The organism is Sinorhizobium sp. 8-89 (assembly GCF_030124325.1).
In the GTDB taxonomy this organism is placed as follows: domain Bacteria; phylum Pseudomonadota; class Alphaproteobacteria; order Rhizobiales; family Rhizobiaceae; genus Sinorhizobium.
In genome coordinates this window covers 1-13382 of record NZ_JASKLR010000002.1, presented here as the reverse complement: position 1 = coordinate 13382, position 13382 = coordinate 1, and the positions used below count along the sequence as shown (strand labels likewise).

The 13382-nt window shown below is 61.0% G+C and carries 11 protein-coding genes; 5 read left to right on the top strand and 6 right to left on the bottom strand.

What is annotated here, in order from left to right; translation table 11 throughout:
* Positions 1-136: 136 nt before the first annotated feature.
* Both glmU and QN219_RS04490 read right to left on the bottom strand, forming a co-directional pair.
* Positions 137-1507 (bottom strand): bifunctional UDP-N-acetylglucosamine diphosphorylase/glucosamine-1-phosphate N-acetyltransferase GlmU, encoded by a 1371-nt coding sequence (gene glmU / locus QN219_RS04495; protein ID WP_283998313.1) that lies wholly within the window; start codon positions 1505-1507, stop codon positions 137-139.
* A gap of 155 nt (positions 1508-1662) precedes the next feature.
* Positions 1663-3309: a Na/Pi cotransporter family protein gene (locus tag QN219_RS04490; RefSeq protein ID WP_283998311.1), complete on the bottom strand. Its 1647-nt coding sequence runs from the start codon at positions 3307-3309 to the stop codon at positions 1663-1665.
* 364 nt (positions 3310-3673) lie between these two features.
* Between QN219_RS04490 and QN219_RS04485 the strand changes: the two genes are divergently transcribed.
* Genes QN219_RS04485 through glp form a run of 5 tightly spaced genes read left to right on the top strand, consistent with a single transcriptional unit; the run spans position 3674 to position 9146 of the window.
* A complete protein-coding gene (locus QN219_RS04485; RefSeq protein ID WP_283998309.1) occupies positions 3674-5566 on the top strand; it encodes a peptidylprolyl isomerase in 1893 nt (630 codons plus the stop codon).
* 32 nt (positions 5567-5598) lie between these two features.
* Positions 5599-6612 carry an anthranilate phosphoribosyltransferase gene (trpD, locus tag QN219_RS04480; protein WP_283998308.1) on the top strand — a complete coding sequence of 338 codons (1014 nt, stop codon included), beginning with the start codon at positions 5599-5601 and terminating at the stop codon, positions 6610-6612.
* Between the two features lie 13 nt (positions 6613-6625).
* Complete coding sequence (gene trpC / locus QN219_RS04475) at positions 6626-7441, top strand: indole-3-glycerol phosphate synthase TrpC (protein ID WP_283998306.1); 816 nt, start codon at positions 6626-6628, stop codon at positions 7439-7441.
* Positions 7441-7935, top strand: coding sequence for a cyclic pyranopterin monophosphate synthase MoaC (gene moaC, locus QN219_RS04470; RefSeq protein ID WP_283998304.1), 495 nt, complete (start codon positions 7441-7443; stop codon positions 7933-7935). Before trpC ends, moaC begins: the two co-directional genes overlap by 1 nt.
* Positions 7935-9146 carry a gephyrin-like molybdotransferase Glp gene (gene glp, locus QN219_RS04465; protein WP_283998302.1) on the top strand — a complete coding sequence of 404 codons (1212 nt, stop codon included), beginning with the start codon at positions 7935-7937 and terminating at the stop codon, positions 9144-9146. Before moaC ends, glp begins: the two co-directional genes overlap by 1 nt.
* Positions 9147-9361: 215 nt before the next feature.
* Here glp and QN219_RS04460 read toward each other — a convergent pair whose 3' ends face one another.
* The 4 genes from QN219_RS04460 to QN219_RS04445 all read right to left on the bottom strand — a co-directional run.
* Positions 9362-10654: a hemolysin family protein gene (locus QN219_RS04460; protein WP_283998300.1), complete on the bottom strand. Its 1293-nt coding sequence runs from the start codon at positions 10652-10654 to the stop codon at positions 9362-9364.
* A 124-nt stretch (positions 10655-10778) separates the two neighbouring features.
* Positions 10779-11525, bottom strand: coding sequence for a FadR/GntR family transcriptional regulator (locus tag QN219_RS04455; protein WP_283998299.1), 747 nt, complete (start codon positions 11523-11525; stop codon positions 10779-10781).
* A gap of 273 nt (positions 11526-11798) precedes the next feature.
* On the bottom strand, positions 11799-12869 hold the full coding sequence (locus QN219_RS04450; protein ID WP_283998297.1) for a BMP family ABC transporter substrate-binding protein: 1071 nt from the start codon (positions 12867-12869) through the stop codon (positions 11799-11801).
* 38 nt (positions 12870-12907) lie between these two features.
* Positions 12908-13382 (bottom strand): ABC transporter permease (locus QN219_RS04445; protein ID WP_283998295.1); only part of this gene is annotated, 475 nt, incomplete at its 5' end.

Sequence of the window (13382 nt, the reverse complement as noted above, 5' to 3'; positions counted from 1 at the left end):
TCCGCATCCCCTTCACGCCGATGACCGCGTGGCAACTCTCCGAAGCGACTCTCGCCGCCTTTGGGCCTTGGTAACGAAATTGGCGCACGAGGCAATCCACCTCGATTTCACTTTCAGTTTCAGTATTTAACGAGATCTACTCGGCAGCCTTTGCCTTCTTCTTGGCAGCCTTCTCCGCTTCGTAACGCTCCCGCAGGATCCTCGCCCTGCCCGGCTTGATTTCCTGACGCGCGCGTCCGAAGGCGACTGCGTCCGCGGGAACATCCTCGGTAATGACGCTGCCGGATGCAACAAGCGCGCCATCGCCGATCGCCACGGGCGCGACGAGCGACGAGTTTGAACCGACAAAGGCATTTTCTCCGATGCGGGTCACATGCTTGTTCACCCCATCATAGTTGCAGGTGATGGTTCCCGCCCCGATGTTCGATCCGGCGCCGACGAACGCATCGCCGATATAGGTCAGATGGTTGACCTTGGCGCCGGCACCGATTTCAGCCTTCTTGACCTCGCAGAAATTGCCGACCTTCGATTTGGGGCCGAGATCGGCGCCGGGGCGAAGGCGTGCAAACGGTCCTACTGTCGCGTCTGCACGAACAAGCGCCCCTTCAAGATGCGAAAACGCGTGAATGATCGCTCCGCTTTCGACCCTGACGCCAGGGCCGAAGACCACGTTCGGCTCTACAAGAACGTCCTGGGCAAGCTCGGTGTCCCAGGAAAGGAAAACCGTTTCGGGCGCGATCATCGACACGCCTGTCAGCATCAGTTCGTGCCGCCGGCGCTCTTGCCAGAGACGCTCGATATAGGCGAGTTCCGCCCGTGTGTTGCAGCCGGTCAGTTCCTCCTCGGGGGCCTCGACCGCAATTGCCCTGCCTCCGGCGGTCCGAACGATTTCAACGAGATCGGTTAGATAGTACTCGCCCTTGACATTGGCATTGCCTATACGCCCGAGAAGATCGAGGGCCTTGTGGCCGTTAATGGCCATCAGCCCGCCGTTGCAATAGGTGATGCCGCGCTCCGCCTCGGAAGCATCCTTGTGTTCGCGAATTGCGACCAGCACTCCGTCTTCGATGATGAGGCGTCCGTAACCGGTCGGATCGGCGGCTTCGAATCCGATGACGACCACGTCATTGCCTTCGGCCAACCCGTCGCGCGCCGCCTTGAGCGGCCCTGCCGTGATAAGTGGGGTGTCGCCGAAGACGACCAGAAGGTCGTCATAACCTCTTGCGATCGCGTCGCGCGCCGCGAGCACCGCATGCCCCGTGCCAAGCCGCTCCTTTTGAAGGAACGAGGTCACGGTAATGCCGGAAGTTTGGGCGGCAGCGGAAACGGATTCGGCATCACGGCCGACGACGAGCGCCGCGTCCGAGATCGAGGCGCTGGCGAGGGCGTCGACGACATGGGTGATCATCGGTCTGCCCGCCACCGGATGCAGCACCTTCGATAGGGACGATTTCATCCGCGTGCTTTCGCCAGCCGCCAGGATGATCGCCAGGCAAGTCCGTTCCATTCTCATCTTCTCCTTGGCATTAATCGCAGGCGGAACGCCCTATCGCCTGACTCGACCGTGTTCTTATTAGCAAGATATTGCGAGAAACATAATTCTCACAATCACGTCGCGTTACCCGCGGTTAAAACCACCACGAAGATTTTCCGGCGCTGAGATCAAGCCTGCGGACGCAGTCTGCTGTCCGTCAGGAGACCGCTTTCTTCGAGAATGGGATAGGCGACGGAAGCAATGTGCGCGTTGACGCGCTTCAGGTCTCTCAACATGTCGAGATGCAGCGAACTCGTCTGCAGGCTTTGCAGCAGGCCGTCACGAAGCCGTTCGAGGTGCCGCTCCGCCGAGCGTTTCTCCATATGGCGGACGTCGACCTTGACCTCGATCAGGTGGCGAGCGAGGTCCGCATTGCGGCTGACGAAGATCGTCTGAGCGATGCGCAGGTTGTCGATGGTCAGGTTGAACAGGCTTTTCAGCTCCTGATAGCCATCCTCGGAAAACTTCAACCCGTTGGTGACTTTCTTGCCGATTTGCTCGCAGATTCCCTTCTCGATGATATCGCCCATGTGCTCGAGATTGATCGCATAGTCGATGATGACGATCGAGCGGCGACCGTCCTCGGCGCTGAGCCCGTCGCGGCCCAGACGCGACAGGAATATCTTCACCTCCTGCTGGAGCAGGTCCACCTGCTTTTCCATTTTTCCGATGTCACGCAGCTCACCGAGGTCGTTGTTGTTGAAGGCATTCGAGGCGCGTGTCAGCATTGCCTCGACCAGATCCCCGACCCGCAACACTTCACGTGTCGCCCCGGAAAGCGCCATCACCGGCGTATCGAGCGTCGTTTCGTCGAGATAACGGGGCCCCGTCTCGCCAGACTCTTCGTCGGGAACGAACCGGCCCATCAACCGCGCCAGCAATCCTGCGAACGGCCAGGCAATAATCGCGACGACGAGATTGAAGACAAGATGGACGTCGACCGGCAGGTTCTGTCGCGGCAGCGGCAGATGCTGCAGCCATTCGGCATTGATCCCTGCAATCGGAAGGGCAATGAGGCAGCCGATACCGCGCACCACGAGGTTTCCCAGCGTCACGCGGCGCGCAGGCGGCGCTGAACCGAGCGTGGCGATAACCGGCGGGACGGCTCCTCCGATATTGGCGCCAAGCACCATTGCGACGGTCAGCCCCGCGGACAGCACACCAGCAGACGACAGGGAAAGAACGAGCATGACGATCGCCAGGCTGGACGACGACGCGAAAGCCAGGCCCGCCGAGATGATCAGCGCAACGGGCCAGGCGCTGTCGAGCATGCCGAGAAACGCGGCGAGCGCACGGGATTCGCGCATCGGTTCCGTCGCGACCGAGAGCAGATCAAGCGACAGCAGCATCAAACCAATGCCGACAAGCGCGAAGCCGGCGCCCTGACGCGCACTCGACCGGCTCATCCGGTGCATGACAACGCCAGCGAGAATAATGACCGGCGAGAGCCACTCGATCCCGGTGGCGACGATCCAGGCGGTCATCGCCGTGCCGACATTGGCGCCCAGCAGAACGATCTGCGCCATCTGTGCGCGCACCAGCCCCTTCTCGACGAAGGAAGCCGTCATCAAGGCTGTGGCGGTCGAGCTCTGCAATGCAAGGGTGGCGATGAGACCTGTCACAAACGAGCGAACAGCGCCGCTCGTCCCCTGCGCGAGGCCGGTGCGCAGCCTCGATCCGAATGCACGGGTGACGCCATCCTTGACGAGCGACAGGCCGAACAAAAGTAGGGCCACCGCTCCGAAAAGATTGACCATCACGATCGTTGACTGCATGGCATAAATTCCCGTAACGGCCGCTGGAATCGGAGTAGTTTACTCCATTATCGAGCACACAATTCCCATTATCGAGCACACAATTCCCATTTCCTCGCTATGAGACATGCGCTGGAAATCGGGAATTTCGCAGATCAGTTTCGGTTGCCGGCTAACGAATCCGACATCGACTTTCTTGTTCGCGTCCGATCTCGTCGGAACCCGCATTTTTTTGAACATCCCGAGTTGCACGGAATGAAATCCAATCGTCCGACCAACGGGCCGCAATTTGCCGCTGAGCGCCCTTCAATTCCTGTCTGGTTTGTTCTAAGGAACGAATTCGTTTGGCGTAAAGCCACCGCATTACAACAAGGTTTCTGCCCCTATGCTCGAATCGCTCAGAAAAGCTTCCCAGACATGGATCGTCAAAGGCCTGATGGCCATTCTCGTCCTGTCCTTCATGGTATGGGGCGGTCAGACGCTGATGGTGGCGAGTGTTCCCAATGCGGTGGTGACAGTCGGCGACGTCAAGGTCTCGGCCAGTGATTTCCGCCTGGCTTACGAGCGCCAACTGAGCCTGCTTTCGAGGCAGCTCGGCACGCCGCTGACGCGCCAGCAGGCCCGTGCCTTCGGCATTGAGGCACAGGTCTATTCTCAACTCGTCGCCGGCGCAGCGCTCGATCAACTTGCCCAGGATATGAATCTCGGCCTTTCCGAGGATCGCCTTGCGAAGCTCATTGGCGAGGACCCGGCCTTCCACAGTGTCAACGGCCAATTCGATCGTCTGACTTTCTCAAGCGTGCTGCGCAACGCGGGCCTTACCGAACAGGATTACATCAACAACCGCAGCCAGGTGGCGGTCCGGTCGCAGATCGTCGATTCGTTGTCCGATGGATACACCGCTCCCAAGGTGCTGACAGACGCCGTTGGCAAATATCGCCACGAAAAGCGCTCGATCGACTACCTGATGCTCTCGAACGCGAACATCGATGCGGTCAAGGCGCCGGCCGACGACGTGCTTGCACCCTGGTTCGAAAGCCACAAGGCGAACTATCGCGCTCCGGAATACCGCAAGTTCAGCTACATCAAGCTGGAACCGGAAGACCTGATTGCTACTGAAACCGTATCCGACGAGGAACTGCGCGCCGACTACGAGAAGCGCAAGGAAAGCTTCCGCTCGGCAGCAACGAGAACCGTCGAACAGCTCGCCTTCCCTTCGCGTGAGGCGGCAGACGCTGCGGCAGCCAAGCTCTCCGCCGGCACGACGTTCGACGATCTGGTCAAGGCCGAAGGCAAGAGTGCGGCGGATGTTCTTCTCGGCGAGTTCACCAAGGATCGCATGCCCGACGCGAAGATCGCGGAGGCTGCCTTTGCGGTTCCGGCAGAAGGTGGTGTTACGCCGGTCGTGGAAGGCGCGTTCGGGCCGGTTATCCTGCGCGTAACCAACATCAAACCGGAAAGCACACGTAGCTTCGATGAGGTGAAGGAAGAACTGCGGAGGGAAATCGCCCTTTCTGCCGCGCGCGAAGAGGTCATCAGTCTTCACGACAGGATCGAGGATGAACGTGCCGCCGGCGCCACGGTCAAGCAGGTTGCCGACCAGATGAAGCTGAAGCTCGTGACCATCGATGCGATCGACGCCACGGGCAAGGATCAAAATGGCGATGAAGTCCCCGGAATTCCGGAGGCGCGCACGCTTCTCCAGGAAGTCTTCAAGGCGGAAGTGGGGCTCGACACGCTTTCGGTCAACATCGGCCGCGACGGCTCTGCCTGGTTCGATCTTGAAGAGGTCATCCCGGCCCGCGATCGTACGCTGGACGAGGTTCGCGACGAAGTGGCTGCGGATTGGACAGCGGAACAACAGCGAATGGCGCTGGCCAGGAAGGCAGCAGAACTCAAGCAGCGCGTCGAGAAAGGCGCGAAGCTTGCGGACATAGCAACAGAGCTTGGCCTTGTCGTCGAGACGAAAGCTGGCCTCACCCGCTCGACCGAAGATGCTGCACTGAGCCCAGCCGCTGTTGCGGCAGCCTTTGGCGGTCCGAACGGACACGTTGCCAACGCGCCGGGCATTGACGGCGAAGGGCAAATCCTCATTCAGGTAACGGCCGTCGACGACAGCGCCCCGGCCGACGCCCTCGAAAATGACGACCGTCAAATCGAAGCCATCGCTCGCGCTAGCGGCGACGACATCCTTGACCAGATGGTCTCCACCCTGCAGGCGGTTTACGGGGTGGCGATCAATCAGACGCTCGCCGAAACCGCATTGGCGCAACGCTGACGGACAATGCTGACCGACAAGGAAACGAACTGATGAGTGATTTGAAGCCGTTCGTCGCGAAAGTGGCAGCTCGCGAGGCACTGAATCGTGAGGACGCGCGGGCGGCTTTTGAGATCATCATGTCCGGAGCGGCAACGCCTTCGCAAATCGGCGGTTTCCTGATGGCACTTCGGGTGCGCGGCGAAACCGTCGACGAAATCGTCGGGGCCGTTGGCGCGATGCGCGCGCGCATGCTGCCGGTCGCGGCCCCGGAAGACGCTATCGACATCGTCGGCACCGGTGGCGACGGCGCCGGCACCTACAACATCTCGACGCTCGCTTCCCTGATTGTCGCGGGCGCCGGAGTGCCGGTCGCCAAACATGGCAATCGTGCGCTGAGTTCGAAATCCGGCACAGCCGATGCGCTCTCCTGCCTCGGCGTCAAGCTCGACATCGGACCCGAGGCGATTGCCCGCTGCATAAGCGAGGCCGGCGTCGGTTTCATGTTCGCGCAGCAGCATCACTCCGCCATGCGCCACGTCGGCCCGACGCGGGTCGAGCTCGGTACGCGAACGATCTTCAATCTGCTCGGTCCGCTCTCGAATCCGGCCGGCGTCAAGCGGCAGCTCGTCGGGGTCTATGCGTCGCAATGGGTAGACCCGCTTGCCGAAGTGTTGCGCGACCTCGGTTCGGAAAACGTCTGGGTGGTCCATGGCGAAGGACTCGACGAAATCACGACGACCGGCGTGACCAAAGTTGCCGCGCTGCAGGACGGCAAGATCACGAACTTCGAGTTGACACCGGCCGATTTCGGCCTTCCCACGGTCACGCTTGAGGCGCTAAGAGGCGGAGACGGGGCACACAACGCCGTCGCGCTGCAGGCCGTTCTCGACGGCGCGCAGAACGCCTATCGGGACATTTCGCTTGCGAACGCCGCCGCTTCATTGATGATAGCGGGACGCGCCAATGATCTTACCGAAGGCATGGCGCTCGCCAGGCAGTCGCTCTCGAGCGGTGCGGCGAAGACTGCCCTGCAGCGGCTGATCAGCGTCTCCAATGCCGCTTGAGGAGAGTAGCTCCATGACGGATATCCTGCGCAAGATCGAAACCTATAAGCGCGACGAGATCGCCTCGGCGAAATCGCGCGTTCCTCTTGAGGAACTGAAGGCAAGGGTCGCGGATCAAACATCGCCGCGGGGCTTCCACGCCGCCCTCGCTTCGCGCCGCAAGGAAGGCGAATTCGGCCTGATCGCCGAGATCAAGAAGGCAAGCCCTTCGAAAGGATTGATCCGTCCCGACTTCGATCCCCCGGCACTGGCCCGGGCCTATGCCGCCGGCGGCGCAGCCTGCCTTTCCGTCTTGACTGATGGACCGAGCTTTCAGGGCGCGCCGGAGTTCCTGACGGCAGCGCGCGCCGCCTGTACCCTTCCGGCGTTGCGCAAGGACTTCATGTTCGATCCCTATCAGGTGTTCGAAGCGCGAGCCTGGGGCGCCGACTGCATCCTGCTGATCATGGCGTCCCTGAGCGACGACGATGCGCGCCGCCTCGAGGACTCGGCCTTTGCGCTCGGCATGGATGTCCTTATCGAAGTACATGACGCCCGGGAGATGGAACGGGCGCTAACCTTGACCTCCCCGCTCGTTGGCATCAACAATCGCAACCTAAGAACATTCGATGTCGACCTCGCCGTCTCTGAGCAACTGGCGGCGATGATTCCGCACGAACGGCTCCTTGTCGGCGAAAGCGGCATCTTTACCCATGAGGATTGCCGGCGCCTGGAAAAGAGCGGCGTCACCACGTTTCTCGTCGGCGAGAGCCTGATGAGGAAGGATGATGTCGAGGCGGCGACGCGGGCGTTGCTGACAGGCTCCGGAAGCGTACTGGCGGCCGAGTGATGAGCGGTTCCTCCCTCACCCACATCGACAGCGCCGGCGAGGCGAATATGGTCGATGTCGGCGACAAGGCCGAGACCGTGCGTCTCGCCGTCGCCGAAGGCCACGTAAAAATGCGCAGCGAGACTCTCGCGTTGATCCTTGAAGGCAATGCCAAGAAGGGCGATGTCATCGGCACGGCGCGGCTTGCCGGCATCATGGCTGCGAAACAGACGTCCAATCTCATTCCGCTCTGCCACCCGCTTATGCTGACGAAGGTCGCGGTGAATATCGTGCCTGATGACGCCCTGCCCGGCCTGCGTGTCGAGGCAATGGCAAAGCTGACGGGGCGGACTGGCGTCGAGATGGAGGCCCTGACCGCCGTCAGCGTTGCCTGCCTTACGATATACGACATGGCAAAGGCCGCCGACCGCGAGATGGAGATCGGCGGTGTTCGGCTGGTCAGCAAATCGGGTGGGCGCTCAGGCGATTATCGGCGCCAAGGAGAGACGCGCTAATGTCACTACTTTCGGTTGAGGACGCACTCGCCAGGGTGATTGGCAAGGCTCGGCCGCACCGTCGGACAGAAACACTCCCACTGCACGATTGTCTCGGCAGGGTGCTCGCCCAGGATATTGCCGCACGGGTCACGCATCCCGCCTTCGACAATTCCGCGATGGACGGCTACGCGGTTCGCCACGAGGATATCGCTGACATCGGCGCGCAGCTTGTCGTCATCGGTCAGTCCGCCGCGGGCCATGGATTCCGAGGAGAGGTGCATGCCGGTGAAGCCGTGCGCATCTTCACCGGCGCGCCCCTCCCCGCCGGCGCCGACACCGTGATCATCCAGGAGGATACTGAAAAGCTTTCGGGCGGGAAGATCCGCACGTTGTTCGCCCCCGCAAAGGGCCGTCACATCCGGCTTGCGGGACAGGATTTCGTGGAGGGCGACATTGCGCTTGTCGCCGGCAGCGTGCTCGATGCCGGGCGACTGACGCTCGCTGCGGGCATGAGCCATGAAAGCCTGCCGGTGTTCGAGAGACCGAGGGTTGCTATCATCGCCACCGGCGACGAGTTATTGCCGCCGGGAAGTTCCCCTGGTGCGGACCAGATCATCGCGTCGAATACTTACGGCGTCGCCGCAATTGCGCGCGAGAACGGCGCCGAAACCCTCGACCTAGGCATCGTACCGGATGACCAGGAGGCAATTTCCGCCGCCGTTGCCAAGGCCCAGACGGCTGGAGCGGACGTCCTCGTAACGCTCGGCGGGGCCTCCGTCGGCGATCATGATCTTGTTCAGTCGACTCTGCTTTCGCGCGGCATGGTGCTGGATTTCTGGCGCATCGCCATGCGCCCCGGCAAGCCGCTCATGGTGGGCGAACTCGCCGGCATGGCGGTGCTCGGCTTGCCGGGCAATCCCGTTTCGAGCCTCGTATGCGCCGTGCTCTTTCTCGAACCGCTGGCTCGGCACTTGGCGCATCTGCCGCCTCGGTCGCGGATGACAACGGCAAAGCTGGCGGCCCCGCTGCCCGTCAATGATCGCCGGCAGGACTATATCCGCTCGCGACTGACCGTCGAACCTGACGGATCGCTCATCGCCCATCCGTTCGCGCGCCAGGATTCCTCGATGATGAACATCTTCGCGCAATCCGACGGGCTCATCGTTCGCGCTCCACATGCCGCAGCAGCTTCGAGCGGCGATCCATGCAACATATTGCGGCTGCGCTGACCCGCTCAACCTAAGCAAAAGCGCGCCCGCTGCGACTTTCTACTTATCAGCCGCCTGTCATACGACAGACATGGAAAGCGTATAGCTAGGAAATCACTCAATCATCTGTTCCGGCGGCTGACTACGGATGGACTAGCAGGCGCCAGGGCAGTTTGAGGAAAGGTCGGGTTCGCCCCGGCCTTTTGCTTTTTAGCAATGTGTCTGCGCCACGAGCGTCAGGCTTCGTCGTCGACGCCGCGGGCGACGAGAATCTTGTCAATCCGGCGTCCGTCCATGTCGATGACCTCGAAGCGGTAACCATGGGCCTCGGCGATATCGCCCTCCTCCGGCGTCTTCCGCAATTGCTGAACGAGAAAACCCGCGATCGTTTCGAAATTGCCGTCCGCCTCGATGCCTTCGATGCCGATCGCCAGATGAATTTCGTCGATCGGCGTGCGTCCGTCGACAATATAGCTGCCGTCCTCGCGCAAACGGATATGCGCGTGCTCGATGTCATCGTAGTTCGACGGCAGTACGCCGACGATGGCCTCCAGGATGTCAGCCGTCGTGATGATGCCTTCCGTGCTGCCGTACTCGTCGACGATCATCGCCATGTCGATGCTCGACGTCTTGAAGGCATCGAGCGCCTTCAGGCATGAGGCCGTCTCCGGCAGCGTCAGGATCTCGCGGAGGTGCGCACGCAGGTTGAACGATGCAGTTGCGGGGATGTTCAGAACCTCCTTCGCCAGGATCGCGCCGAGAACATCGCCTGTGGGGCCATCTACGACGGGATAACGGGAGTGGCCGAACTCCCGGACCTTGCGCCGGATCACCTCAAGCTCGTCGTTGACGTCGATGAAGCGCATCTCCGTGCGGTGCGTCATGATCGACTTTACGTTGCGATCACCAAGCCGAATGATCCGGCGAAGCATTTCATGCTCGGTCTTTTCGATCGCGCCGCTTTCGACGCCTTCCGCCATGATCGCCTGAACCTCCTCTTCCGTCACATGATCCGGATCGTCCGGACGCATGCCGAACAGGCGTATTACCCCTGCAGCCGACATCTCGAAAAGATAGACGACGGGTGCGGTGATACGGGAGAGCAAAGTCATCGGCCTCGCGACGAACAGCGCCAGTCCCTCCGAATTCCTGAGCGCGAGCTGCTTCGGAATGAGTTCGCCGATAACGACAGAGAGGAAGGTGATGAGTGTGACCACCAACCCGACAGCGACAGTGTGTCCATAGGGGCTGATCCAAGCCACCCCGTCGAAGAACGGAGCTATCTTGGCCGCGATCGTTGCACCGCCATAGGCGCCCGCCAGGATGCCGACGAGGGTTATGCCGACCTGCACCGTGGACAGGAACTTTCCGGGGTCCTCGGCCAGCCTTAGCGCGGCCTCCGCCCGTGGATTTCCCTGTTTTACCATTTGGCGAAGCAGTGGTTTGCTTGCCGAGACGATCGCCATTTCCGAGAGCGCGAAGAAGGCGTTTATCAGGAGCAAGACAAAAATGACAATAAGCTCGGCCATGGTCTCCAGGTCACCGTTGATGGAAGGCCGCACTGCACGGAACGACCGTCTCCCAGATAGGCTACGGGCGAAGCTCGGGCAAGGTCAGGCTTCAACTTCGTGGCGAAAGGTGGCCGCGCCGCCTCTATGCGGTACCCGCGTGCAGCGCCTGTCGAACACGATCGCGACCAACCCTGATGACATGTTCCATCGCCGAACGGGCCGCCGCCTCATCCCTTCTGCCGATTTCTTCGACGATTCGCATGTGATTGCGGGCGACCTCGTCGATGCCGCTCTTTTCGGCGGTGGGCGAGCTCAACTTGAACACACCAACAAGTGCCGCCTCGATCAGGCTGCCAACCGTGCGCAGGAAGGGGTTCCCGGAAGCGTCCAGAACGGAAAGATGGAACTTGAGGTCGGCGACGGCGAGGCTTTCAGCGGTGTGGTTCGCGTCACCCATCGCGACGGCGAGACGCATCATGCCGCTGATTTCCGCATCAGTCGCGTTTCGGGCCGCCAACGCCGCGGCATGCGGCTCGAACGCAAGCCGCACCTCACTGAGATGGTAAAGGAATTCGTCGTCGACACCGGATGCGAAGTGCCAGGTCAGGATGTCGCTGTCGAAGAGGTTCCAGTCGTTCTTGGGCCTCACACGCGTGCCGATGCGGGCGCGTGGCACCACGAGTCCCTTGGCCGCCAAGGTCTTCATCGCTTCGCGCAGGACGGTTCTTGAAACCCTGAAACGCACCGCCAGTTCCGGGTCGCCAGGCAGGATGCTGCCGACCGGAAATTCCCCTGAAACGATCGCCTTTCCGAGTTGATCCACCACTTGCGCATGGCTCGTGCGTTTCGGTGCGCCGGATATCACTGTCTCAAACAGGCTCTTGCTCAAACCCGTTCCCCCCTCCCAAGAATACCTCCGCGGAGGCCGCGCACTCGTCTGTCGTTGGTGGCGTTTCAACCGCCATCTTCATGCCCCAGCGCGAAGGGAATTCAACTTTAGTTCGAATATGCGATTCCTCAAAGCCGCTCCGAAGCCACGGCGGGGGTCGGTTTGTCGCACCTGATAGTCGACCGCCCAAAAATCGGCAAACCCCGCGTGTTGACGCGGGGTTTGCCGGCTGTCGAATTAAACGACGTGGCTGGTTTAGCAGGTCTAGCCGGCTTATTGCGGCAGCTTGTCGTCAACGCCTTCAACGTAGAAGTTCATGCCGAGCAGCGTGCCATCATCGGCGCTTTCGCCCGCCTTCAGCCAGGCGCTGCCGTCCTGCTTGTTTAGCGGGCCGGTAAACGGCTTCAATTCTCCCGATTTGATCTTGGCCTCGGTTGCTTCGGCCATCGCTTTCACATCATCAGGCATGTTCGTGTAGGGCGCCATGGTCAGGATGCCGTCTTTCAAGCCATCCCAGCTCGATGTCGTTGTCCACTTTCCATCGAGGAATGCCTGGGTGCGCTTCACATAGTAGGCGCCCCATGTATCGACGATCGCCGTCAACTGCGTCTGCGGACCTGCCGCGATCATATCGGATGCTTGGCCGAATGCCTTGATGCCGCGCTCGGCAGCAACCTGCATTGGAGCGGTCGTGTCGGTGTGCTGCGTCAGGATATCGACACCCTGGTCGACCAGCGCCTTGGCGGCATCGGCCTCCTTGCCGGGGTCGAACCAGGTATTCGCCCACACGACCTTGATCTTGAAGTCCGGATTGACGGAGCGGGCGCCGATCACGAAGGCGTTGATACCCATTACGACTTCCGGAATCGGGAACGAAGCGATGTAGCCGGCAACACCCTTCTGCGAAAGCTTGGCAGCGATCTGGCCCTGGATGTATCGACCTTCGTAGAAGCGGCTGTTGTAGGTCGCGACGTTCGGGGCGGTCTTGTAGCCGGTTGCGTGTTCGAACTTCACGTCGGGGAATTTCTGCGCGATCTTGATCGTCGCGTCCATGAAGCCGAACGACGTCGTGAAGATCAGCCCGCAACCCGAACGCGCCAGGCGTTCAATTGCGCGCTCCGCGTCTGGACCTTCCGGCACGTTTTCGAGAAACTGAGTCTCGATCTTGTCGCCAAGTTCCTTTTCGAGCTGTTGGCGGCCGACGTCGTGTGCTTGCGTCCAGCCGCCGTCGGTCTTGGAGCCAACGTAGACGAAGCAGATCTTGGCCTTTTCCTGAGCACTTGCCGCGGACGCGAAGCCGAGCACGGCAGTTGTGGTTGCGAGGGCGAGCAGTAGTTTTTTCATTTTGACCTCTGTCGGTTGTCCGTCTGGCTTGTTTTTGTTCATCGGTCCGGCACAAACGGTTTGCCGAGCGACGCCGGCGTGTTGATCAGGGTCATGCGCCGGTTGTGTGAGATAAGAATAAGTACGACGATTGTCGCGATATAGGGAAGCGAAGAAAGAAATTGCGAGGGAATGCCTATACCGAAAGCCTGCGCGTGAAGCTGGCTTATCGAAACCGCCCCGAAGAGATATCCGCCGGCAACGACGCGCCAGGGGCGCCAGGATGCGAAGACCACCAGGGCAAGAGCAATCCAGCCGCGTCCCGCCGACATGTTCTCCACCCATTGAGGTGTATAGACTAGCGATAGCTGCGCACCGGCGAGACCGGTGCAGGCGCCGCCAAACAAGACCGCCAGATAGCGTGTTCTTATGACATCTACGCCGAGCGCATGGGCCGAGGCGTGACTATCGCCCACGGCGCGCAGCTTCAGCCCCGTGCGGCTACTGAACAGGAACCAGTGGACACCGGCGACC